Origin of the sequence: Kitasatospora azatica KCTC 9699 (assembly GCF_000744785.1) — a bacterium.
In the GTDB taxonomy this organism is placed as follows: Bacteria; Actinomycetota; Actinomycetes; order Streptomycetales; family Streptomycetaceae; genus Kitasatospora; species Kitasatospora azatica.
The window spans coordinates 1,515,128-1,537,022 of sequence record NZ_JQMO01000003.1; the positions used below are offsets into that span (position 1 = coordinate 1,515,128).

Sequence of the window (21,895 nt, forward strand, 5' to 3'; positions counted from 1 at the left end):
ACCCCCCCCTCTGACGCGCAGTCAACTCAGCTGGGGCAGGACCTCGGCCCCCAGTCGGGCGATGTTGTGCAGGGTGGCCTCCTGGTCGCCCGAACCCTCGGCGAGCAGGGCGAACCGCCGGATCCCGGTCCGCTCGACGGTGGCCAGCAGCCGGTCCGCGCACTGCCGGGGCGTGCCCACCGCGTGCAGGTCGCAGAGCAGCTCGGTGTAGGCGTACGGGTCGCGCATCCGCCGCTCGCGGCCGTCCACCGTGCGGTGCGCGCCGAGCCCGTACTCGAACCAGCCCGGCATCGCCTGCAGCAGGGTGGCCCGGGCGGCGGGGGAGCGGTCGGCCACCTGAGCCACCCCGGCGGCCACGTGCTCGCGCTCCACCCGGGCGAGCTGCTCCTCGCCGCGTCCGGCAGCCCGCCAGGCGGTGCGGTAGGCGGTCAGCATGGCGAGCTTGTCGTCATCGCCGGAGTGCATGCCGAGGAGCATCGGCAGGCCGCGCTCGGCGGCCAGTTTGACGCTGCCGGGCGAGGTGCAGGCGACCACCACCGGCGGCCCGCCGGCGGTGCCCGTCTCGGTCGAGGGGCCGGTCTCGGTGCGCTGGCGCGGGAAGCGCAGCGCGGGCCCGGGCGTCAGGCCCAGCCAGTTGGCGAGTTCGTTGCCGCTGAGCCGGGCCGGCTCCACGGCCCGGGGCACCACCGCGACCTCGGGGAAGCTGAACTGCGGTCCGTCCGCCCGGACTCGGGAGCCGCGCAGCCAGCTGAGCAGCAGGTCCAACCGTTCGGCGAAGCCCTCCTCGTAGGCGGCCACGCCGCTGCCGAAGACCGCCAGGTCGATCCACGGCCCGCCGCGCCCGACGCCGAGGGTGAACCGGCCGCCGGAGGTCAGGTGGAGCAGCGCGGCCTGTTCGCCGAGGGCCACCGGGTGACTGGTGGAGAGCACGCTGACCGCCGTGCCGAGTTGGATCCGCCGGGTCCGGCCGAGCAGCAGCGCCGCCAGGGTGGCCGCGTTCGGGCAGACCCCGTACGGCACGAAGTGGTGCTCGGCCAGCCAGACGGCGTCCAGTCCGGCCCGCTCGGCCGCGACGGTGGCGGCCACCGTCCGGTCCAGTGCCTGGGCGTGGGTCTGGCCGGGGAACTGGGCGGAGAGCAGGAAGGCACCGACCCGGACGGTGTCCTGGGCCGCTGGATGGCAGCCGCCGCGCTCCGGTGCGGTGACCGGGGGGAGGTCGGGAGCAGCCAGCGGGGGAAGATCGGCGCGGGTCTGGGTCACGGGATTGCCCTCCTCGGGTGCGAGCGGGCGGTTTGGGAGTCCCACTCTGTCCCCATGTGAGTAACTGTCCTCACGTGAGTAACTCATGTCATGTGCCATTGGCACCTAGAACAGCCGATTTCGCCGAAGAACGGGTGGATATTCCCGAAAACGCCCTGCGGGAGCCCGGGCGCGTGATAGGGGTCTCGGTAGGCGGCCCGTAACCTGAACGGTGTACCGCGTCGCGTCCCCGCCGGAAGGTGAAGCCCCGTGTCTCCCCGTCGCAACCGCATCAGCAGCTCCGCCGACCGCAGCGCGGAGCCTGCCGCGGCCCCGCTGGGCGGCTCGCTGCGTCGGGTGGAGAGCTACCGGGGCGAGGACTGGGTGGTGCAGACGGTGGCCGGGACGGCGGGCCGGTTCTACCGCTGCCCGGGCTGCGACCAGGAGATCCCGCCCGGGATGGGCCATGTGGTGGCCTGGCCGGACCACGGCGCCGGGGTGGAGGACCGCCGGCACTGGCACCGGGCCTGTTGGGGCGCCAGGGAGCGCCGCGGCTCGGCGGTCCAGCGCGGCCGCGGCGCTCCCAAGTACTGACGCAGTACTGACGCGTCAGGCGTCGCGCTTCTTCAGCACCGCGGCGCCGCCCAGCAGCGCCAGCAGGGTCCAGCCGCCGCAGATGAAGAATCCGGCCAGCCAGCCGTAGGGCGCGCTCGGCTCCTGGAAGACCATCAGCATCTGGCGTCCCGCGTAGTCGGGGAAGTAGTGCGCGACGTTCTTGACCTTGGGCACCGCCGAGAGGATCGGCGAGAGCAGGAAGAAGAACGGGACCAGCACGCCCAGCGCCAGTGTCTGGTTGTGCAGCATCGCGGTCACTCCGGCCGAGAAGAGGCAGAGCAGGGTCAGGTAGACCGCCGCACCGAAGACCGCGCGCAGCACGTGCGGTGAGCCCAGGGTGGTGTGGTGCCCGCCGAGCAGCGCCTGCCCGAGGAAGAAGGTGACGAAGGCGGTCAGCAGCGAGACCAGCAGCGCCAGCACGCCGATCACCACCGACTTGCCGGTCAGCAGGGTGCCGCGCTGCGGCACGGCGGCCAGCGAGACCCGGATCATCCCGCTGCTGTACTCGTTGCCGATGGCCAGCACGCCGAAGACGATCATCGCGATCTCGCCGAGCACGATGCCGGCGAAGCTGGTCGCGGTGGCGTCGAACGGGGTCTTCGAGTCCTTGGTGAAGTCGGCGAAGTTGTTCTTGGTGAGCAGCGAGATCAGCGCGCCCAGCGCGGCCGTCACCAGGAAGGCCAGCAGCAGGGTCCAGATGGTGGAGCGGACGGTGCGGATCTTGGTCCACTCGGACTGCAGGATCGCGGGGAAGGAGGCCATCGTCAGTTCGCGCCTTTCTTGTGGCTCTGCTGCTGCCAGCCCGCTCCCCAGGTGGCCGGTCCGCCGACGGCGGCGTCCCGGGTCCGGGCGTCGGCGCCGTCGATGCCCCCGTCGATGCCCCCGTCGAGACCTCCGGTGAGACCTCCGTTGAGACCCGCGTGGTACTCCACCGAGTCGGCGGTCATCTGCATGAAGGCCTCCTCCAGCGAGGCGCGCTGCAGGCTCAGTTCGTGCAGCGTGATGCCGTGCGCGGCGGCGAGTTCGCCGAGCTTGGCGGGGTCGCCGCCGACCACCTCGTAGGAGCCGTCCGGGCCCGGCTCGGCGGTGATCGACTGGCGGGCCAGTGCGTCCAGCAGCTGCTCCGGGTGCGGGGTGCGCACCCGCACCGCCGAGCGGGAGTTCTGCTCGATGAACTCGGCCATCGGCAGGTCGGCCAGCAGCATGCCCCTGCCGATCACCACCAGGTGCTCGGCGGTCAGCGCCATCTCGCTCATCAGGTGCGAGGAGACGAACACCGTGCGGCCCTCGCCCGCCAGCCGCTTCATCAGATTGCGGATCCACAGGATGCCCTCGGGGTCGAGCCCGTTGACCGGCTCGTCGAACATCAGGATCTCCGGGTCGCCGAGCAGGGCGGAGGCGATGCCCAGGCGCTGGCGCATGCCGAGCGAGAAGCCGCGGGCCTTCTTGTTCGCCACCTCGGTCAGCCCGACCAGGCCGAGCACCTCGTCGACCCGGGTGATCGGGATCCGGTTGCTCTGGGCCAGCCAGAGCAGGTGGTTGCGTGCGGTCCGGCCCGGGTGCACCGCCTGAGCCTCCAACAGCGCGCCGATGTACTTGAGCGGTTCGCTGAGGTGGCCGTAGCCCTTGCCGTCGATGGTGACCTTGCCGCTGGTCGGGCGGTCGAGGTCGAGGATCAGTCGCATGGTGGTGGACTTGCCGGCGCCGTTGGGGCCGAGGAAGCCGGTGACGACGCCCTGGGGCACCTGGAAGGTCAGCCCGTCCACAGCGGTCTTGTCACCGTAGCGCTTGGTCAGCTCGTGCAGTTCGATCATCACTGCTCCCGGTTCGTCATTCCTCGTCAGGTTATGACAAATCAGACGATTGGGCCCGCATTGTGCACCTCTTCGGGATGCCCCCTACGGTGGGCGCCATGACCGATCTCTCCGTACGTGACAGCGGCGGTGCGGGTACGCCCCTGCTCCTGCTGCACGCCTTCCCGCTCAACTCGGCGATGTGGCGCGGCCAGCTGGACGGCTCGCTGGGCGCGGTCCGGGTGCTGGCCCCGGACCTGCCGGGCTTCGGCGCCTCACCGGCCCCGGCCGGCGAGCCCTCGCTGGACGACTGGGCGGACCAACTGGCCCAGGTGCTGGACCGGGCCGGGGTGGCGCGCGCGGTGGTCGGCGGACTGTCGATGGGCGGCTACCTGGCTATGGCCTTCGCCCGACGGCACGGGGACCGGTTGGCCGGGCTGCTGCTCGCGGACACCAAGGCGAGCACCGACGCCCCGGCGGCGCTGACCAACCGGGAGCGGATCGCCAGTGCGGTGCTGGCCCGGCAGAGCGTGGCGCTGCTGCTCGAGGAGAAGACCGAGGCCTCCCTGCTCGGTACCGAGGCCGGCGAGGAACTGGCCGAGGAGGTACGGGGATTGATCGGTGCGGCGACACCCGAAGGGGTGGCCTGGGCGCAGCGGGCGATGGCCGGGCGGGCGGACTCCTTCGCGACCCTGGCGGGCCTCGCGGTGCCGGCCGCGGTGGTGGTGGGGGAGGACGACCGGCTGACCCCGGTGGACGACGCCGAGGACCTGGTGCTGACCCTGCCGGACGCCGAACTCACGGTGATCCCGGGCGTCGGACACCTGAGCGCCCTGGAGGCGCCGGCGGCCTTCAACGCGGCACTGGGGGCCCTGCTGCGCCGGGTGCGTTAGCGCCGCGACCTGCCCCGACCGGTTCGAGAGGCACAACGGCCGTCGGCCCCCGCCCGTTCGAGAAGGCGGGGGCCGACGGCCGTAGCGGCTGAGCGGGTGTCAGCGGGACTGCTGGGCCGGGACGCCGAGGCTGTCGTCGGTCGGCAGCGAGGCCGCGGCGACGGCGGCACCGGTGAGGGTGGCCAGCATCTCGCGGACGTTGGTGAGCTGGGCGTTGATCGAGTCGCGGCGGTTGGTCAGCGCCGCCAGCTCGCGCTCGGACTCGCTGCGGATCCGGTCGGCCTTGGCGTTCGCGTCCGCCACGATGTCCTCGGACTGGCGCTGGGCCGTCTCGACCGTCTGGCGGGCCCGGCGCTCGGCGTCGGTGCGCAGCTTCTCGGCCTCCAGGCGCAGCTGCTCGGCCCGGTGCTCGATCTCGGCCAGCCGCTTCTCGGCCTTGGCCTGACGGGCCGCCAGGTCGCGCTCGGACTGCTCGCGACGCTTGGCCAGGTTGGTCTCGAACTCCAGCGCGGCCTGGGCGGCCTTGGTGCGGGTCTCCTCGAAGAGGGCGTCCGCCTCCTCACGCTTGTTCTGCGCGTCCTTGTTGGCCTCGGAGCGCAGCTGGGCGCTGTCGCTCTTGGCCTTCTCGACGATCCGCAGGCCCTCGTCCTCGGCCTTCGCCTTGCGGTCCTTGGCGTAGTTCTCGGCCTCGGAACGAACCTGCTGGGCGGCGGCCTCGGCCAGCTCGCGGTGCTGCTCGGCGGCGCGGTGCGCCTCCTCACGCAGGTCCTTAGCCTCTTCCTCGGCCAGACGCAGGATCTTCTCGACCCGGGCACCGAGACCGGCGTACGAGGGCTCCGCCTCGGTCACCGCGGCCTGCGCGCTCTGGGTCTCCAGGTGGAGTTCCTCGATGCGCTTCTCGAGCGCGCTGATCCGGGACAACGCGCTGTCACGGTCGGCCACCAGCTTGGTGATCCGCTCGTCGACCTGGGCGCGCTCGTACCCACGGCGCACCAGGTCGAAGCCGTGAGGGGAGTGACTGTCGCTCATGGGGTTGGGCTTCCTGTCGTCAAACCAATGAGGTGGTTGAGGGAATCCTGACACGGTACCGGAGTGTCGTAGGCAAAAAGCCTATGGCGGACGGACAATGTCCGCTCAATCGGGTGGTGTCCTTTCGGACCTGCTACCACTCGAACGGGGGGCGCCCACTCCCGCGCCCGCCTTTGATCCCCCGTTGGCTCCACTGCCCCCCTTGGCGCCGGACGCCGCCGGCGCCTTGCCGGACGAGCCGGCCGCCTCCCGGGCCGCCGCCTGCTGCACAGGGGACGGCGCCTCGAAGGCCTCCAACGCGGACAGGACGTCCTGCACGCGCGAGATCTCGGTGTTGATGTCCTTGCGGCGGCGGACCAGTTCGTCCAGCTCGCGCCGGCCCTCGTCGGTGACCCGCTGGGCCTCGGTCCGAGCCGTGGCCTGCACCCGGTCGGCCTCCTCCTCGGCCAGGCGCAGCTGCTCGGCCGCGGTCTCCTCGGCGGCCCGCAGCCGCTTGCTGGCCTCGCCGGCCGCGGCCTCCAACTGCTCCTCGGCCTCGTCCCGGGCGGCCTTGAGCCGCTCCTCGGCCTCGGCGCGCAACTGCTCGGCCTTGCTGCTGGAGTCGGCGAGCTTCTGCTCGGCCTCCTTGAGCAGGCCCTCGGCCTTGCGCACGGCGGCGATCCGGACCTTGCTGGCCTCGGCGGAGGCCTGCGAGGTGAGCTCGGCGGCCCGCTCCTCGGCGGCGGCGACCAGCGCGGCCGCTCGCTCCTCGGCCTCGGCGACGGCGGCCACCGCCTGCTCCTCGGCCTCGGTGAGCTGTTCCTGAGCGGCGGTCACCAGCGCGTCCACCCGCTCCCCGGCGGACTTCATGGCCTGCGCGTTCTCCTTGCGGGAACGCTCGTGCAGGGCCTCCACCTCGGCCTGGGTGCGCTCGCGCAGCTCCTCGGCGCGCTCGCGGATCGCGGTGGCGTCCCGGCGGGCCTCGGAGAGCATCGTGTCGGCGTCGGTGCGGGCCCGCTCGACCTCGGCCTGGCCGGCCGCCTCGCCGGCCGCGACCAGTCGGTCGGCCTCCTTGCGGGCCGCCGCCACCATCGCGTCGGCCTGCTCCTCGGCGGCGGCGGTGGTGGCCAGCGCGGTGGTCTGGGCCTCCTCGCCGAGCGACTCGGCGTCCGCGAAGGCCTTCTCCAGCACCGAGGTGGCCTGCGCCCGGGTGGCCGTGTCGAACTGCTCGGCCTGCTCGCGGGTGCTGTTCTCGTACGCCTCGGCCTGGGCCCGGGTGGTGGCGTCGTACTCCTCCGCCAGGGTACGGGTGGCGGAGGCGAACTCCTCGGCCTCGGTGCGCAGTCGGGAGGCGTACTGCTCCGCGTCGGCGAGCAGCGCGGCGCCGCGCTCCTCGGCCTCGGCCACGGTGCGCTGGGCGTGCGCCTCGGCGTCGCCGACCATCTGCTGGGCCTGCGCCTCGGTCTCGGCACGCAGCGCCGCCGCGTACTGCTCGGCCTCCGAGCGCAGCGCGGCGTCGTACTCGCGGGCCTCGCCGGCCACCCGGGCGGCCTCGGCCTCGGCCTCGGCGCGCAGCCCCGCGGCGTACTGCTCGGCCTCGCTGCGCACACCCGCGTCGTAGGCGTCCGCGTCGGCGCGCAGGTGGCCGCTGTAGGTCTCGGCCTCGGCGGTGATCCGGGCGGCCTCGCGCTCGGCCGCCTCCCGCTCGGCGGCGGCTGCGGCCTGCGCCTCGGTGCGCAGTTCGGCGCTCTCCCGCTCGGCGCCGGCCCGCAGTTCGGCCACCTCGGCGGCGGCCTGCTCGCGCGTCTCGGTGGCCTCCCGCTCGGTGCGCTCGACCAGTTCGGCCACCTGCTGCGAGGCCCGCTCGTGCAGCCCGGCCACCGACTGACGGACCGCCGCCGCCTCGTCCTCGGCGGTGCTGACCAGCTCGGTGGCCCTGGCGGTGGCCGCGGCGGTGGCGCCGGCCGCCTCCAGCCGGGCCTGCTCCAGCGCCTCGGCGGCCTCGGCGCGCAGCCCGGCGATCTCCTCGGCGGCCTCGGCGACCAGCGCCGACGCCTCCTCGTTGGCCTCCGCGCGGGCGGTGGCCGCGGCGGCCTCGGCCTGCTCCAGCTGCTCGGCGGCCTGCACCTGCAGCGCCTCGGCGGCGGCCTCGGCCTCGGTCCGGATCCGGGACGACTCGGCCGTGGCGGCCTCCCGCTCGGCGGTGGTCTCGGCGTTCGCCCGCTCGCGCAGCTCGGCCACCTCGGCGGCGGTGCGCTCGGTCAGTTCGGTGGCGGCCGTCTCGGCCTGCTCGCGGGCAGTGTGCGCGGCCGTCAGCTGGGCGGCCGTCTCCTCCTGCTCGCGGCGCAGCGCCACGCCCGCCTCCTCGGCGGCCCGGCGGCTCTCCTCGCGCAGCGCGTTGGCGGTGGCCTCGGCCTCGGCGACCAGTCGCTCGGCCTCGCTCTGCGCCTGCGCCTCGCGCTCCTCGGCGGCCTGCTGGGCGGCGGCCTGCACGGTGCTCGCGTGCGCCTCCGCCTCGGCCCGCACCCGCTGGTCGAACTCGCTGGCCTCGCGGCGCAGTTCGGCGGTCTCCCGCTCGGCGGCGGCCCGGTTCTCGGCGGCCGCGGCCTTCGCGGCGGCGACCGCGTCCTTGTGCTGCTGCTCGGCGGCGGCGGCCAGCTTCTCGGCCTCGGTGCGGGCCCGGGTCAGGGTCTGCTCGGCCCGCGCCTGGGTCTGGGCGGCCTGCTCCTTGGCCTCCGCGCGCAGCCGGGCGACCTCGGTGGCGGCGCCCTCGCGCAGCTCGTCCGAGTCGGCCTTGGCCTTGGTGAGCAGCTCCTCGGCGTTCCTGGCCGAGTCCTCTATCTGGGCCACGGCCTGCCGGCGGGCCTCGCCGCGGACCCGCTCGGCCTCGGTGGCGGCCTGGGCGCGCAGGGCCTCGGCCTCGGCGCGCTGCTGGGCCGCCTCGTCCTGCAACCGCTCCATCCGGGCCCGGATGTCGGCGGCGTCGTCCAGTGCGGCGTTCTGCGCCTGCTCGACGGCCGCCTGGGCCTGCTCGCGCAGCCGTTCGGCCTCGGCGGCGGCTTCCGCGCGGACCCGCTCGGCCTCGGCGGCGGCCTCGGCCCGGGTCGCCTCGGCGTCCTGGGTGGCCCGGGCCAGCGCCTCCTCGGCGCTCTTGGCGGCCTTGGCCAGGTGCACGGTGGCGTCCTTGGCGCCCTCGGCCCGGCCCTGCTCGCGGGCGTCGGCCCGGACCGCCGCGGCGGCGGCCTCGGCCTGGGCCCGGATCTCGGCGGCCTCGGCCTGCGCGGCGGCCCGCTGCTCGGCGATCGCGGTCTCGGCCTCGGCCCGCAGCTGGGTGGCGACGGACTCGGCGGCGGTGCGCAGCCGGGCGTTCTCGTCGTCGGCGGCGGCCTTGGCGGCGTCCGCCTCGGCCTGGGCGGTCTGGGCGCGGGCCATCAGCTCGGCGGCCGCGGTCTTGACCCGCTCGGCCTCCGCGGTGGCCTTGGCGACCATCTGGGCCACCGCGGCCTTGGCGGTCTGCGAGCGCTGCTCGCTGGCGGCCTCGCCGTCGGCGACCCGCTGCTCGGCGAAGGCGGTCGCGTCGGCCTGCAGCTGCTCGGCCGCCCTGGCCGCCTGTTCGCGCAGCTCGGCGGCCTCCTGGCGGGCCCGCTCGGCCTCCGCCCTGGCCTCCTCGCGCAGCCGCTCGATCTCGGCGGCGGCCTGCGCGGCGGCGGCCTCGGCCCGCTCCTTGTCGCGGGCCGCCTCCTGCTGGAGCCGGGTGATCTGGGCCTCGGCCGCGGCGAGGCGCTGCTCGGCGGCGGCCTGCGCACCGGCCAGCTGCTGCTGCGCCTCGGTGGCGGCGCTGCCGCGCAGCTCGGCGGCTTCGGCGTTGGCCTGCTGGGCCTGCTCGGAGGCGGCCCGCAGCAGCCGTTCGGCGTCGGTCTGGGCGCGCAGCAGTGCCGCCTCGGCGGCGGCCTGGGCCTCACCGCGGGCGGCGTCCACATCGGCGGCGGTCTGGGCGCGGGCCTGGTCGGCCAGGGCGGTGGCCTCGGCGCGGGCCGCGGCCATCATCCGCTCGGCCTCGGCCCTGGCCTCCTGGAGCAGGCGCTGGGCCTCCTGCTCGGTGCCGGCCCGGGTCTGCTCGGCCCAGTTGACGTTCTCGTTGACGTGCTGCTCGGCGGCCCGGCGCAGGTCGGCGAGTTCCTCGTCGAGCTGGCGGCGGCGGGCCTGCAGCTCGGCCTCGAGGCGGGCGGTGCGTTCGGCGGCCTCGGCCATCAGCCGCTGGGTGGCCGCCTGGGACTCGCGCAGCTGCCGCTCGGCGGTCTCGCGCAGCTGCTGGGCCTGGAGTTCGGCGGTGCGCAGCAGCTGCTCGGCCTGGCCGGAGACGGCGTCGAAGGCGCGCGGCTGGGCCAGCTGCCGACGGGATTCGTGCAGCTTGGCCCGGAGCACCTCCACCTGGTAGGCGAGGTCCTCGGCATGCTCGACGGTCTTGTCCCGCTCCTTGCGAAGCCGATCCATCTCGGCTTCGAACTGGGAGAGGTGATCCTCAACCTCGTAGCGGTCGTTGCCCCGCACTGCGCGGTCCCATCCATCTCCTGGTCGCGTCCTCGACCGGCGCCGGCCCCGAGGGGGCCGGCCACGCCGGTCCTTGCACCCGCGGCCGCGCGGACGTCCCCCGGGCCGTGGTCGGAGCTCCGGACGGTGGGCACGCGGTACTGACCGCGCTCCTCCGACCGGGTGGACTCCTGGGCGAACTCTTGCCTGTGGAGAATGGTGACAGATCCGAACTGCGACCGTTCAGCCGTGCCCTGGTTTTGGACTCCCCTGCGACCCTGGGCAGTGTAGTGGGCCGGAGCGGCACTGTAACCGGGCAGGTGGCGACTTCCGAAGGTTACCGGCCGGTCAGTGGGTGTCCCCGGAGGCCGAGGTGACCAGCTCGGTGAGCACCCCGCCGCAGTCCTTCGGGTGCAGGAAGGTGATCCGCGAGCCCATCGAGCCGATCCGCGGCTCGTCGTAGAGCACTCGCACACCCTTGGAACGGATGTCGGCAGCATCGCCGTCGACATCCGCGGTGCCGAAGGCGATGTGGTGGACGCCCTCGCCGTTCTTGGCCAGCCACTTGGCGACCGTGGAGTCCTCCCGGGTGGGCTCCAGCAGCTGCAGGTACGAGGCGCCGCCGTCGCCGGTGTCGTTGATCTTGAGCATGGCCTCGCGGACGCCCTGCTCCTCGTTCACCTCGCTGTGGAACACCTCGAAGCCGTACGTGGCACGGTAGAACTCGACGGTCTTGTCGAGGTCGAAGCAGGCGATGCCGATGTGGTCGATGCGGGTCAACAAGGAAGCCTCCTGAAGGGTGAGTCGCACCAGTGCAGCGCAGAATCCCGCTGCCGCGCCACCGGGCCGTGTGCGAGCCTGATCACACCGTCGCTCCGGTGACGCCCGGGTTACACCTCAGTACATTGAGCAGCATCCCTCCCCCCGGGCCCGTCGCCGTGCTCTCGGCCCGACGGACTCGCTGGCCAAGACGTGCGAAGGGGCTCGTTCCATGCCTACCGCTTCCACCGCTACCACCTCCGTGATCGTCGCGGGCGCCCGGACCCCGATGGGCCGACTGCTCGGCTCGCTCAAGGGCTTCTCCGGCGCCGCACTCGGCGGTCTGGCGATCAAGGCCGCCCTGGAGCGTGCCGGCGTGACCGGCGACCAGGTCCAGTACGTGATCATGGGCCAGGTGCTGCAGGCCGGCGCCGGCCAGATCCCGGCCCGCCAGGCGGCCGTCGCCGCCGGCATCCCGATGAACGTGCCGGCGCTGACCATCAACAAGGTCTGCCTGTCCGGCCTGGACGCCATCGCGCTGGCCGACCAGCTGATCCGGGCCGGCGAGTTCGACATCGTCGTGGCGGGCGGCCAGGAGTCGATGACCAACGCCCCGCACCTGCTGCCGAAGTCCCGCGAGGGCTACAAGTACGGCGCGATCGAGCTGCTCGACGCGATGGCCCACGACGGCCTGACCGACGCGTACGAGAACATCCCGATGGGCGAGTCCACCGAGAAGCACAACAGCCGCCTGGGCATCGCCCGCGAGGTGCAGGACGAGATCGCCGCCCGCTCGCACCAGCGCGCCGCGGCCGCCCAGAAGAACGGCATCTTCGACGCCGAGATCACCCCGGTGGAGATCCCGCAGCGCAAGGGTGACCCGATCCTGTTCAGCCAGGACGAGGGCATCCGCGGCGAGACCACGGTGGAGGCGCTGGCCAAGCTGCGCCCGGCCTTCGCCAAGGACGGCACGATCACCGCCGGCACCTCCTCGCAGATCTCCGACGGCGCCGCCGCGGTGGTCGTGATGAGCAAGGCCAAGGCCGAGGAGCTGGGCCTGAGCTGGATCGCCGAGATCGGCGCGCACGGCAACGTGGCGGGCCCGGACAACTCGCTGCAGTCGCAGCCGTCCAACGCGATCAGGCACGCGGTCGCCAAGGAGGGCATCAGCGTCGAGGACCTCGACCTGATCGAGATCAACGAGGCCTTCGCGGCGGTGGCGCACCAGTCGATGAAGGACCTCGGGGTGACCGAGGAGAAGGTCAACGTCAACGGCGGCGCGATCGCGCTCGGCCACCCGATCGGCATGTCCGGCGCCCGCGTGGTGCTGCACCTGGCGCTCGAGCTGGGCCGGCGCGGCGGCGGCATCGGCGCGGCCGCGCTGTGCGGCGGCGGTGGTCAGGGCGACGCGCTGATCATCCGGGTGCCGAAGGCCTGAACCTCAGTCACAAGGGGAGAGACAGCTCAATGATCGACGTGCCGACCCTGGTCGAGCAGGCCCGTGCGGGACGCCCGCGGGCGGTGGCCCGGCTGATCTCGCTGGTCGAGAACGCCGCCCCGCAACTGCGGGAGGCGATGGCCGCGCTGGCGCCGTACACCGGCCAGGCGTACACCGTGGGCCTGACCGGCTCGCCCGGGGTCGGCAAGTCGACCTCCACCTCCGCGCTGGTGTCGGCCTACCGCCGGCTCGGCAAGCGGGTCGGCGTGCTGGCGGTGGACCCGTCCTCGCCGTTCTCCGGCGGTGCGCTGCTCGGCGACCGGGTGCGGATGCAGGACCACGCCACCGACCCGGACGTCTTCATCCGCTCGATGGCCACCCGCGGGCACCTGGGCGGTCTGTCCTGGGCGGCCCCGCAGGCGCTGCGGGTGTTGGACGCGGCCGGCTGCGAGGTGATCCTGGTGGAGACCGTCGGGGTCGGCCAGTCCGAGGTCGAGGTGGCCGCGCAGGCGGACACCACGGTGGTGCTGCTGGCGCCCGGGATGGGTGACGGGATCCAGGCCGCCAAGGCGGGCATCCTGGAGATCGGCGACCTGTTCGTGGTCAACAAGGCCGACCGGGACGGCGCCGACGCCACCGCGCGGGAGCTGAGCCACATGCTGGGCCTCGGCGAGGCGCGCGAGCCGGGGGACTGGCGACCGCCGATCGTCAAGACGGTGGCGGCCCGCGGCGAGGGCGTCGACGAGGTGGTCGAGGCGCTGGAGAAGCACCGCGCCTGGCTGGAGGAGCACGGCGAGCTGACGGCCCGTCGGCGGCGCCGGGCGGCGCAGGAGATCGAGGCGATCGCGCTGGCCCAGCTGCGGGCCAGGATCGGCGACCTGCACGGTGACCGGCACCTGGACGCGCTGGCCGAGCAGGTGGCGACCGGCGCACTGGACCCGTACGGCGCGGCCGACGAGCTGGTCGCGGGCCTGACGGACCAGCCCTAGTCAGGCCGGCTCGGGCGCCGCTCGGGCACGGCTCAGGCGCGGCCGCGCAGGCCGCGCAGGTGCTCGGCGATCGGGGCCAGCGCCTCGTACATCGCGTCCAGCTGGTCCTGGTCGAAGCGGTCGATGAAGTGGGCGCGGACGCTGCGCACGTGGTCGGGAGCGACCTTGCGCAGCGTCTGCCAGCCCTGTTCGGTGAGGTGGGCGAAGAGCCCGCGGCGGTCGCCCGGACACTCCTGCCGCAGCACCAGACCGGCGTTCTCCATCCGGGTGATCTGGTGCGAGAGCCGGCTCTTGGACTGCAGGGTGGCGGTGGCCAGGTCGGTCATCCGCATCCGGCGGTCGGGCGACTCGGAGAGCACCACCAGGATCTCGTAGTCGTTGATCGCGAGGTCGTGCTGCTGCAGCTCGCGGCTGAGCTGGTACTCCAGCAGCTTGCTGACCTCGAGATGGGCACGCCACAGCCGCTGCTCCCGGGCGTTGAGCCAGGGGGCGTCTTCCTCGGCGGGGGCGGCCGCAAGTTCGGCCGGCTCAGTGGCGTGCGTATCCATACGAGCCATGATACCCGATATTGTTCAACTTTCTACAAACTGCCTCGCGCCCGGCACCCCGGCCTCCGCCGCCACCGCGCCCACCGGGCGTTCGGCCATCAGCTCCTCCGAGGACTGCACCAGCACCTGGCCGGCCCCCACGAACTCGAACTGGTGCTCCTCGCCGGACATTCCGCCGACCCCGGTGAGCCGGCGCAGGCCGCCGAACACGCCCTGCAGGTAGTGGTGGTCGTAGTGGTGGCACGGCGCGGGGCAGTCCGCCCAGCCGACCAGCGCCTGCGGATCCACTCGGACGGGTGGCTCCATGAAGTGGACCGGGCCGTTCGAGGCCGCCACGAACCGGCCGGTGCCGATCAGGGTCAGGAAGCCCGGGATGATCGACTGCTTGAGCGAGAGGGTCGGCTCGAACCCGAGCAGATTGCCCGAACGGACCGTCAGGTTGCCGTCCTCCAGGTCGTAGGAGTTCAGGTCGAACGCCCGGTCGGCCAGCAGCAGTTTGCCCCGGCCCTGGGCCACCACCCAGTCCGCCGCGTGCAGCGGCGAGTTGAAGGTGCCGGCCAGGTACCGGTCGAAGGAGCCGTGGCCGACACCCTGGAAGCCGATGTCGCCGTAGTAGGCGATCATCTTGCCCTTCTGCAGGAAGTACCTGCCGTTCAACTCGACCGAGAAGACGTACGGGTTGACGTTGTCGCCCGCCGGCAGGCTGTACGCGTCGTACACCGTGAGGTCGGTCATCAGAGCTTCTCCTCGCTCGCCTGCACGTAGACCACGCCGTGGCCGGACAACTCGAGCTGGAACGCCTCGCCCGAGCCGCGCCCCACGAACTCGCGCCAACCCAGCGCGCTGGACAGCCGGTTGCGGACCTCGCCGCGGTGCCCGACGTACGCCTGCGGGTCCACGTGCACCGGCTGGTCCGGGGTGATCGGCAGCTCGAAGACGCCGCCGTGGGCGAGCATCGCCGCCGAGCCGTGACCCGACAGCTGGGTGGTGAACAGCCCCTGGCCGGTCACCTGGCCGCGCACGATGCCCAGCACGCCGCCCTGGGCGCCCATGAACATGGTGGACTGGCGCAGCGTCCCGTCGAAGGCGAGCAGCCGGTCCGCCTCCACGTACAGGGTGTCGCCGACCAGGTCGACCACGTGCACGTGGTGCCCGCCGTGGCCGAACAGCACGGTGCCGTGGCCCTCGACGGTCATCAGCGGGGTGTCCTCGTTCGCCACCCGGCGCCCGATCATCGACAGCACCCCGCCTTGGCCGCCCATCAGGTCCGGGGTGAAGCTGACCTCGCCCCGGTAGGCGAGCATCGCCCCGCGCTGGCTGAAGACCCGCTGCCCGGGCAGGATCGACGCCTCCACCAGCTTCCCGTTGATCCGCTGGAAGGGCATCAGACGTCACCCCCGACGGTCCGCCGCTCGGCGGGCTGCACATAGACCAGGCCCTCGCCGCTGAACTCCAACTGGACCGCCTCGCCGCCGCCCTCGCCGATCAGCGTGGTCCAGCCGGCGCCGGAGCGCAGCTCGCGGCGCAGGCCGCCGGTGTGCGCCAGGTAGGCGCCCGGGTCCACCCGCAGCGGCAGGTCGCGGCCCACCCGCAGCAGCACCGCCGGGCCGTTGGAGGTGAGCGCCGCCCAGCCGGTGCCCTCGACCTTGGTGGTGAACAGGCCGTCGCCGGAGGCCATCCCGTTCAGGCCGGTGAAGCTGGTGCCGGTGCGCAGCACCGCCTCGGTGCAGAGCAGGTTGGCCGCCTCGACGTAGAGCGTCTCGCCGTTCAGCCGCACCAGGTTGACCTCGGTGGCGCGGTCGGCGAAGAAGACCGTGCCCTGGCCGCGGACCTCCATCACCGCCATCTGCTCCCCGGTCAGCCGACGGGTCACCATGCCGCGCAGGCCGTCGCCGCCGCCGGTGAGCTTCTTGAAGGACATCTGCCCGGTGTAGGCCACCATCGAACCGTTGCGCGCCTTGACCGCCTCGCCCGCCAGGTCGACGGCGAGCACCCGGGAACCCTGCAACCGGAACCGGGCCATCTCAGGCCTTGGCCAGCTGGGTCGAGTCGGTGCCCGCCGAGTGCTCGACCTCCAGCAGCGAGGCCGAGTGGCGCTGCGCCTCGAAGGCCGCGTGGCCGCCGCGCAGCCCGAACAGCCGCTTGGAGAGCAGGATCCACAGCACGGCGGCGATGTTGACCGCGATGGTGACCAGCTTGATCGGGCTCACGTGGTGGGTCAGCTCCAGGCCCTCCAGCGGCAGGAAGGCGGCGGTGGCGATCACCGCCAGGTACTCGGCCCAGCGCTGGTTCAGCCACAGGCCGACGCCCTCGACCAGCTCGATCAGCGAGTAGAGCAGCACCCCGAGGGCGACGAAGCCCAGGGTGCTCCTCTTGTAGTCGAAGGTCTTGCGGATGGTGTCGACCACGGAGGAGTGCTCGAGGTCCCAGTGGAAGTGGTCGGCGACCGGGTGGAAGACCGTCAGGTTCTGGTCGAAGAGCTGGTGCACCGCGTCCTGGCTGTTGGCGAACCGCCACACCGCCCAGGCGATCAGGATGCCCAGCACGCCGCGCAGCGCCCGCTCCACGGCCAGGAAGCGCAGCACGAACAGGTCGCGCAGCGCCTTGCCGCGCGGCACCAGCGGCGCGTCGGCGGCCGGGCCGCTGCCGTGCGGCGCGCCGAGCGCGAAGTCGCCGCAGCGCAGGCAGCGCCAGGCGTCGCCGAGCGCGGTGGCGGCGTGCAGCCGGGCCCGCAGGTCGGGTTCGGTCGGGGCGTAGGTGAGGTGGCCGCGCTTGGCGCAGGTGCGGCGGTTCCAGTCGCGCTTGAACATGTCGTGCTTCCCCCCGGTCGGGTCTGGCGGCGGACCCGGCGCCGGGCCACGCGGCAGCAGGATAGCGAGACCCTCGCGGAATGTGACCTCTCGCACCCCGGGGGCCCCGGATGCCGGGCGCGGCGGAGGGTCTGCTCATAATGGGCGAGCGCTTGTGCTCCTGTTCACAAGCGACTCCCCGTCACCCGTGAGGTTGTCCGCCATGCAGAACAGTGCCGCCCACCGCCTGCGCCTGGTCTCCGGCCCGGAAGGGCTGTCCTTCGTACTCCTGCTGATCTGCTCGGTGCTGAAGCGGACCACCAGCTTCGACGCGGTGCCGGTGATGGGCATGATCCACGGCATGCTGTTCATCGCCTACGTCGCCTTCCTCGGCCTGGCCTGGCAGAAGCAGCGCTGGACCGCCAAGCGCGCACTGCTGCTGCTGGTCCTCTCGGTGCTGCCGACCGGCGGCTTCTTCGCCGAGCGGATGCTCGCCAAGGAGGAACGCGGCGAGGTCCCGGCGGCGACCCTGGAGAAGGCCGCCGCCTGAGACCCCGCCGCGCCGGGTCACCGCGTGCCGGTGGGTCAGGGCGTGCCGACGTTGACCGCCGCCCAGGCCGCCCGCACGGTGGTGTACTCGGTGCTGGTGCTGCCGTAGAGCGCCGCCGCCGCGTTCAGCGTCGCGGTGCGGGCGCCGGCGTAGTCGGTGGTCGAGGTCATGTACTCGGTCAGCGCGTGGTACCAGACCTGCGCCGCCTTGTCCCGGCCGATCCCGGTGACCGTGCTGCCGTTGGAGACGGTGCCGTCGCCCCAGAGGTTGTCGGCGTCGGTGTAGAGGGTGCCGTTGCCCGAGGTCCGGTGCTTCAGGTCGGTGGTGTACTGCCCACCGCGGGTGGTGTCCTTCAGCTGGTACGTGCCGCTGCTGAGGTTGGTGGTCAGCGGGACCCGGCCGACGTAGACGCCGGTGCCGGTGCCGGCCGAGACGGTGTGGATCTCCTCGTGGCTGGAGAGCAGCTGCCCGGTGGCGGCGTCGGTGACCAGCTGCTGGCGGCTCGGCGTGCCGTCCGCGCGGACACCCTCGACGGCCGTCTGGTAGGCGAGCCGCGGCGTGCCGTCGACGGCCCAGACCACCAGGGTGGGGCGGCCGGCACCGGAGACCTCGCGCAGCGGCTGCTCGTCCCGGTCCTCGGCGCTGCCCAGGCTGGCCCGGACCGTTCCGGTGGCCTGCGCGGCCGCCTGGTCGGCCGAGAGCGCGGGGGTCAGGCTCGGCAGTGCGAGCTTGGCGCCGACCGCGCGGTCCACCGAGCGCAGCGTGCCGTCGGCACCCTGATGGACGACCAGGTCGCCGCCGATCACCGGCAGGCCGCCGTAGGTGCGGTCGAACCGCAGGTGACGGGTACCGTCGGGGCCCACCACGGCGTCCTTGACAAAGCCAAAGGCCCGCTAAACGCCACTGAATGGCGAGGTTCCGCCGCGCGCCGGACCTGTCCAGCATCGTGGACAACTGGTACGCGTGATCGGGGCCGCCGGTACGGTGTGGGACGTGGCCAAACCCCTCTCGCTCGACTTCGACCCGATCGCCCGTGCCGACGAGCTGTGGACCCGCCGCTGGGGACAGGTGCCGTCGATGGCGGCGATCACCTCGGTGATGCGCGCCCACCAGATCCTGCTGGGCCGGGTCGACGCGGTGGTCAAGCCGTACGGTCTGACCTTCGCCCGCTACGAGGCGCTGGTGCTGCTGACCTTCAGTCGCACCGGTGAGCTGTCGCTGTCCAAGATCGGCGAGCGACTGATGGTCCACCCGACCAGCGTGACCAACACAGTGGACCGGCTGGAGAAGGCCGGACTGGTCTCCCGGCGGCCCAATCCGCTGGACGGCCGCGGCGTGCTGGCGGCGATCACCGTGCGTGGGCGCGAGGTGGTCGAGCTGGCCACCCGGGAGCTGATGGCGATCGAGTTCGGTCTGGAGTCCTACGACGAGGAGCAGTGCCGCCAGGTGTTCGAGCTGCTCAGGCCGCTGCGGGTGGCGGCCGGCGACTTCGCCGAGACCCCCGCCGAGGACGACCGGTAAGGGCGGCTACCCTCGATCGAAGCCCCTTGTCTAGCGAAGGCTGCCGACCATGAAGTCCAACCCCCTGCTCACCTGGTACCGCGTGCTGGCCATCGCCACCGGCTGCGCGCTGCTGATCTTCTGCGGCTTCATGATCGCGAAGTACGGTTTCGGCGCCGCCAAGGACCTCACCACCTACGTGGCGATGCTGCACGGCTACCTGTACATCGGTTACTTCGTGGTGACCTTCCTGCTCGGCCAGAAGCTCAAGTGGCCGCTCGGCCGGCTGGTCTTCACGCTGGCCGCGGGCTGCATCCCGTTCGCCTCGTTCTTCGCCGAGCGCCGGGTGGTCCGCGAGGCGGCCGGCGACCGGGCCGAGGCGCCGGCCAAGCAGCCGGTCAGCGCCTGACCCGTACCGGTGCGGCCTTACCGGTGAATTGGGACCCCCGCTCCGGCGGGGGTCTTTTGCGTTCCGTCGGCCATCGACAAGTAGTAGGACGTCCGAGTAAATTGCTAGGACGTCCTACTATCAAGCAGCGGAGCGGAGCCCATGGACGCCGAGGAGATCGAGCGCGGCAGGCAGCGCTGGCAGCAGCGCTACGACAGCGCGCGCAAGCGTGACGCCGACTTCACCACCCTCTCGGGCGACGAGGTGCAGCCGCTCTACGGCCCGCCCGCCGGCCAGGACTACGAGGGGTTCGAGCGGATCGGCTGGCCGGGGGAGTACCCGTACACCCGCGGCCTGCACCCCACCGGCTACCGCGGCCGGACCTGGACCATCCGCCAGTTCGCCGGCTTCGGCAACGCCGAGCAGACCAACGAGCGCTACCGGATGATCCTGGAGGCCGGCGGCGGCGGCCTCTCGGTCGCCTTCGACATGCCCACCCTGATGGGCTTCGACTCCGACGACGCCAAGGCCCTGGGCGAGGTGGGCCACTGCGGCGTCGCCATCGACTCGGCCGCCGACATGGAGGTGCTGTTCAAGGGCATCCCGCTCGGCGACGTCACCACCTCGATGACGATCAGCGGCCCGGCGGTGCCGATCTTCTGCATGTACCTGGTGGCCGCCGAGCGCCAGGGTGTCGACCCGGGCGTGCTCAACGGCACCCTGCAGACCGACATCTTCAAGGAGTACATCGCGCAGAAGGAGTGGCTCTTCGCCCCCGAGCCGCACCTGCGCCTGATCGGCGACCTGATGGAGTACTGCGCGGCCGGCATCCCCGCCTACAAGCCGCTCTCGGTCTCCGGCTACCACATCCGCGAGGCCGGAGCCACGGCCGCGCAGGAGCTCGCCTACACGCTGGCCGACGGCTTCGCCTACGTCGAGCTGGGCCTCTCCCGCGGCCTGGACGTCGACGTCTTCGCGCCGGGGCTCTCGTTCTTCTTCGACGCGCACCTGGACTTCTTCGAGGAGATCGCCAAGTTCCGCGCGGCCCGCCGGATCTGGGCCCGCTGGCTGCGCGACAAGTACGGCGCCAAGACCGCGAAGGCGCAGTCGCTGCGCTTCCACACCCAGACCGCCGGCGTCTCGCTGACCGCCCAGCAGCCGTACAACAACGTGGTGCGCACCGCTGTCGAGGCGCTCTCGGCGGTGCTCGGCGGCACCAACTCGCTGCACACCAACGCCCTTGACGAGACCCTGGCACTGCCCTCCGAGCAGGCCGCCGAGATCGCCCTGCGCACCCAGCAGGTGCTGATGGAGGAGACCGGGGTGGCCAACGTGGCCGACCCGCTGGGCGGTTCCTGGTACGTCGAGGCGCTGACCGACCGGATCGAGGCGCAGGCCGAGGAGATCTTCGCGCGGATCCTGGACAAGGGGAGCCTGGCGAAGGGCACCGAGGACCACCCGATCGGTCCGATGACGGCCGGCATCCTGCGCGGCATCGAGGACGGCTTCTTCACCGGCGAGATCGCCGAGGCCGCCTTCCAGTACCAGCAGGGGGTGGAGAAGGGCGAGAAGCGGGTGGTCGGCGTCAACTGCTTCCCGAAGTCCGTCACCAAGGAGCTGGAGATCCTCCGGGTCAGCCACGAGGTGGAGCGCGAGCAGGTCCGGGTGCTGGCGGCGCGCAAGGCCGACCGGGACGAGGCCGCGGTGCGGGCCGGGCTGGACGCGATGCTGGCGGCCGCGCGGGACGGCGGCAACATGATCCCGCCGATGCTGCAGGCCGTCCGGGCGGAGGCGACGCTGGGCGAGATCTGCGACGCGCTGCGCCAGGAGTGGGGCATCTACCGGGAGCCGGCCGGCTTCTGACGCGTGGGCTGAGCGGCGGACCGCCGTCCGGGGACGTCCCGGGCGGCGGTCCGCCGTGTCAGCAGCCCTGGTAGAGGCCCGGGGTGAGCAGCAGGTCGGTGAAGCGGCGGATCCACTCGGGGGTGGCGGGCTCGCCGATCACCAGCATCCGGTGCTCGACGGCGCCGGCGATGGTGTCGAAGATGATGTCGATCTCCTCGGCCTTCTGCCCCGGGTCGCTGTCCCCGGAGATCTCGCCCCGGGCCTGCGCGTTGGCCAGCCCCTGGTGCACCAGCCGCTTCTGCGGGTCCACGATGTGCTCGCGGATCCGCAGCCGCAGCTGCGGGTCGCGGCTGCCCTCGGCGAACAGCGCGAGCAGTGCGGCCTGGCTCTCCGGGCGGGCCAGCAGTTCGGCGAACTGGGTGACCACCGATTCGATGTCGGCCTGCAGGCTGCCCCGGTCAGTCACCTCCAGCTGGTCGAAGAGGCTGGCCACGGCGTCGACCACCAGCTCGTTCTTGGACGGCCAGCGCCGGTAGAGGGTGGTCTTGGCGACGCCGGCGCGGCTGGCGACGTCGCCCATGGTGAGCCCGCCCCAGCCGAGTTCGGCCAGCGCGGCGCGGGTGGCGTCGAGGATCGCCAGGTCCGCGGCGGCACTGCGCGGACGCCCCTTGGCACGGGGTGGGGCCGGCTGCGTGGTGGGGGCCACCGGGCCTCCTTGACTTTACTGATGAGTAGCTTGGGTGGGGACGCTCACCGTACCGAGAGACGGACGGGATCGAAAGTGGGGCACATCACGTGGCGCCGGGCGGTCGGGGGCTTGCGGCACCGGGGGCCGGGCCAGATACGCTACGACCTGTAGCGAATAGAGCGGCAACCACGTGCTGGCCCTGTGGGAGGGGCGGGTGCGGGGCGCGGGTGGGGATCCGCGCCGGCTGGAATTGGCTATGGCGGGGCATCTGCGGAGGGTTTTCCCCGCGGATGGCGCCCGGCACCGGCGCGAACGGGGGAGGA

The 21,895-nt window shown here is 72.8% G+C and carries 20 protein-coding genes and 1 pseudogene; 8 read left to right on the forward strand and 13 right to left on the reverse strand.

Annotation, left to right across the window (positions count from 1 at the left end):
* Window positions 1-21 precede the first annotated feature (21 nt).
* A complete protein-coding gene (locus BR98_RS17520; RefSeq protein ID WP_407639460.1) occupies window positions 22-1,260 on the reverse strand; it encodes an LLM class flavin-dependent oxidoreductase in 1,239 nt (412 codons plus the stop codon).
* 249 nt (window positions 1,261-1,509) lie between these two features.
* On the opposite strand from BR98_RS17520, the gene BR98_RS17525 reads away from it, so the two are divergent.
* Entirely contained in the window at window positions 1,510-1,833 is a 324-nt protein-coding gene (locus BR98_RS17525) for a hypothetical protein (RefSeq protein WP_035845847.1), read from the forward strand.
* Window positions 1,834-1,848: 15 nt separating this feature from the next.
* On the opposite strand, the gene BR98_RS17530 is transcribed toward BR98_RS17525, so the two are convergent.
* Together BR98_RS17530 and BR98_RS17535 are read right to left on the reverse strand one after the other, a co-directional pair.
* A complete protein-coding gene (locus BR98_RS17530; RefSeq protein ID WP_035845849.1) occupies window positions 1,849-2,616 on the reverse strand; it encodes an ABC transporter permease subunit in 768 nt (255 codons plus the stop codon).
* A 2-nt stretch (window positions 2,617-2,618) separates the two neighbouring features.
* The gene (locus tag BR98_RS17535; protein ID WP_063774798.1) at window positions 2,619-3,668 is read right to left on the reverse strand and encodes an ABC transporter ATP-binding protein; all 1,050 of its coding nucleotides are present in this window, start codon (window positions 3,666-3,668) and stop codon (window positions 2,619-2,621) included.
* A gap of 98 nt (window positions 3,669-3,766) precedes the next feature.
* On the opposite strand from BR98_RS17535, the gene BR98_RS17540 reads away from it, so the two are divergent.
* Window positions 3,767-4,540 carry an alpha/beta fold hydrolase gene (locus BR98_RS17540; RefSeq protein WP_035845851.1) on the forward strand — a complete coding sequence of 258 codons (774 nt, stop codon included), beginning with the start codon at window positions 3,767-3,769 and terminating at the stop codon, window positions 4,538-4,540.
* Between the two features lie 99 nt (window positions 4,541-4,639).
* On the opposite strand, the gene BR98_RS17545 is transcribed toward BR98_RS17540, so the two are convergent.
* The 3 genes from BR98_RS17545 to mce form a co-directional block, all read right to left on the reverse strand.
* Complete coding sequence (locus BR98_RS17545) at window positions 4,640-5,569, reverse strand: coiled-coil domain-containing protein (RefSeq protein ID WP_035845853.1); 930 nt, start codon at window positions 5,567-5,569, stop codon at window positions 4,640-4,642.
* Window positions 5,570-5,674: 105 nt separating this feature from the next.
* A complete protein-coding gene (locus BR98_RS17550; RefSeq protein WP_456152116.1) occupies window positions 5,675-10,042 on the reverse strand; it encodes a hypothetical protein in 4,368 nt (1,455 codons plus the stop codon).
* Window positions 10,043-10,426: 384 nt separating this feature from the next.
* Complete coding sequence (mce, locus tag BR98_RS17555) at window positions 10,427-10,861, reverse strand: methylmalonyl-CoA epimerase (RefSeq protein ID WP_035845857.1); 435 nt, start codon at window positions 10,859-10,861, stop codon at window positions 10,427-10,429.
* Window positions 10,862-11,069: 208 nt separating this feature from the next.
* Here mce and BR98_RS17560 point away from each other — a divergent pair, with 208 nt between their 5' ends.
* Window positions 11,070-12,275 (forward strand): acetyl-CoA C-acetyltransferase, encoded by a 1,206-nt coding sequence (locus tag BR98_RS17560; RefSeq protein WP_083976694.1) that lies wholly within the window; start codon window positions 11,070-11,072, stop codon window positions 12,273-12,275.
* Window positions 12,276-12,304: 29 nt separating this feature from the next.
* Window positions 12,305-13,264: a methylmalonyl Co-A mutase-associated GTPase MeaB gene (gene meaB, locus BR98_RS17565; RefSeq protein ID WP_035845859.1), complete on the forward strand. Its 960-nt coding sequence runs from the start codon at window positions 12,305-12,307 to the stop codon at window positions 13,262-13,264.
* Window positions 13,265-13,296: 32 nt separating this feature from the next.
* On the opposite strand, the gene BR98_RS17570 is transcribed toward meaB, so the two are convergent.
* Genes BR98_RS17570 through BR98_RS17590 form a run of 5 tightly spaced genes read right to left on the reverse strand, consistent with a single transcriptional unit; the run spans window position 13,297 to window position 16,622 of the window.
* A complete protein-coding gene (locus tag BR98_RS17570) occupies window positions 13,297-13,812 on the reverse strand; it encodes a MarR family winged helix-turn-helix transcriptional regulator (RefSeq protein WP_035845861.1) in 516 nt (171 codons plus the stop codon).
* 24 nt (window positions 13,813-13,836) lie between these two features.
* Entirely contained in the window at window positions 13,837-14,547 is a 711-nt protein-coding gene (locus BR98_RS17575) for an AIM24 family protein (RefSeq protein WP_035845863.1), read from the reverse strand.
* Complete coding sequence (locus tag BR98_RS17580) at window positions 14,547-15,197, reverse strand: AIM24 family protein (RefSeq protein WP_035845865.1); 651 nt, start codon at window positions 15,195-15,197, stop codon at window positions 14,547-14,549. The genes BR98_RS17575 and BR98_RS17580 overlap by 1 nt, the downstream gene beginning before the upstream one ends.
* The gene (locus BR98_RS17585) at window positions 15,197-15,835 is read right to left on the reverse strand and encodes an AIM24 family protein (RefSeq protein WP_035845867.1); all 639 of its coding nucleotides are present in this window, start codon (window positions 15,833-15,835) and stop codon (window positions 15,197-15,199) included. Before BR98_RS17585 ends, BR98_RS17580 begins: the two co-directional genes overlap by 1 nt.
* A 1-nt stretch (window position 15,836) precedes the next feature.
* Window positions 15,837-16,622 (reverse strand): DUF2127 domain-containing protein, encoded by a 786-nt coding sequence (locus BR98_RS17590; RefSeq protein WP_035845869.1) that lies wholly within the window; start codon window positions 16,620-16,622, stop codon window positions 15,837-15,839.
* Between the two features lie 202 nt (window positions 16,623-16,824).
* On the opposite strand from BR98_RS17590, the gene BR98_RS17595 reads away from it, so the two are divergent.
* Entirely contained in the window at window positions 16,825-17,151 is a 327-nt protein-coding gene (locus BR98_RS17595; RefSeq protein ID WP_035845872.1) for a DUF3817 domain-containing protein, read from the forward strand.
* Window positions 17,152-17,186: 35 nt separating this feature from the next.
* Here the strand turns inward: BR98_RS17595 and BR98_RS17600 are convergent.
* A pseudogene (locus tag BR98_RS17600) lies at window positions 17,187-18,029 on the reverse strand (M4 family metallopeptidase); the annotation flags it as partial.
* A gap of 115 nt (window positions 18,030-18,144) precedes the next feature.
* Here BR98_RS17600 and BR98_RS17605 point away from each other — a divergent pair.
* The 3 genes from BR98_RS17605 (at window position 18,145) to BR98_RS17615 (ending at window position 20,902) form a co-directional block, all read left to right on the forward strand.
* Entirely contained in the window at window positions 18,145-18,672 is a 528-nt protein-coding gene (locus BR98_RS17605) for a MarR family winged helix-turn-helix transcriptional regulator (RefSeq protein WP_035852824.1), read from the forward strand.
* A 49-nt stretch (window positions 18,673-18,721) separates the two neighbouring features.
* Window positions 18,722-19,060: a DUF3817 domain-containing protein gene (locus BR98_RS17610; protein WP_035845876.1), complete on the forward strand. Its 339-nt coding sequence runs from the start codon at window positions 18,722-18,724 to the stop codon at window positions 19,058-19,060.
* A 141-nt stretch (window positions 19,061-19,201) separates the two neighbouring features.
* Window positions 19,202-20,902 carry an acyl-CoA mutase large subunit family protein gene (locus BR98_RS17615; protein WP_035845877.1) on the forward strand — a complete coding sequence of 567 codons (1,701 nt, stop codon included), beginning with the start codon at window positions 19,202-19,204 and terminating at the stop codon, window positions 20,900-20,902.
* A 58-nt stretch (window positions 20,903-20,960) separates the two neighbouring features.
* On the opposite strand, the gene BR98_RS17620 is transcribed toward BR98_RS17615, so the two are convergent.
* Window positions 20,961-21,590: a TetR/AcrR family transcriptional regulator gene (locus BR98_RS17620; RefSeq protein WP_035845879.1), complete on the reverse strand. Its 630-nt coding sequence runs from the start codon at window positions 21,588-21,590 to the stop codon at window positions 20,961-20,963.
* Window positions 21,591-21,895 lie beyond the last annotated feature (305 nt).

Bases quoted from the DNA above. Each gene is read 5' to 3' on its own strand.
- BR98_RS17530 (WP_035845849.1), bottom strand. From the start codon at position 2,616: ATGGCCTCCTTCCCCGCGATCCTGCAGTCCGAGTGGACCAAGATCCGC.
- BR98_RS17535 (WP_063774798.1), bottom strand. From the start codon at position 3,668: ATGATCGAACTGCACGAGCTGACCAAGCGCTACGGTGACAAGACCGCT.
- BR98_RS17540 (WP_035845851.1), top strand. From the start codon at position 3,767: ATGACCGATCTCTCCGTACGTGACAGCGGCGGTGCGGGTACGCCCCTG.
- BR98_RS17545 (WP_035845853.1), bottom strand. From the start codon at position 5,569: ATGAGCGACAGTCACTCCCCTCACGGCTTCGACCTGGTGCGCCGTGGG.
- BR98_RS17550 (WP_456152116.1), bottom strand. From the start codon at position 10,042: ATGGATCGGCTTCGCAAGGAGCGGGACAAGACCGTCGAGCATGCCGAG.
- BR98_RS17560 (WP_083976694.1), top strand. From the start codon at position 11,070: ATGCCTACCGCTTCCACCGCTACCACCTCCGTGATCGTCGCGGGCGCC.
- meaB (WP_035845859.1), top strand. From the start codon at position 12,305: ATGATCGACGTGCCGACCCTGGTCGAGCAGGCCCGTGCGGGACGCCCG.
- BR98_RS17570 (WP_035845861.1), bottom strand. From the start codon at position 13,812: ATGGATACGCACGCCACTGAGCCGGCCGAACTTGCGGCCGCCCCCGCC.
- BR98_RS17575 (WP_035845863.1), bottom strand. From the start codon at position 14,547: ATGACCGACCTCACGGTGTACGACGCGTACAGCCTGCCGGCGGGCGAC.
- BR98_RS17580 (WP_035845865.1), bottom strand. From the start codon at position 15,197: ATGCCCTTCCAGCGGATCAACGGGAAGCTGGTGGAGGCGTCGATCCTG.
- BR98_RS17585 (WP_035845867.1), bottom strand. From the start codon at position 15,835: ATGGCCCGGTTCCGGTTGCAGGGTTCCCGGGTGCTCGCCGTCGACCTG.
- BR98_RS17590 (WP_035845869.1), bottom strand. From the start codon at position 16,622: ATGTTCAAGCGCGACTGGAACCGCCGCACCTGCGCCAAGCGCGGCCAC.
- BR98_RS17595 (WP_035845872.1), top strand. From the start codon at position 16,825: ATGCAGAACAGTGCCGCCCACCGCCTGCGCCTGGTCTCCGGCCCGGAA.
- BR98_RS17610 (WP_035845876.1), top strand. From the start codon at position 18,722: ATGAAGTCCAACCCCCTGCTCACCTGGTACCGCGTGCTGGCCATCGCC.
- BR98_RS17615 (WP_035845877.1), top strand. From the start codon at position 19,202: ATGGACGCCGAGGAGATCGAGCGCGGCAGGCAGCGCTGGCAGCAGCGC.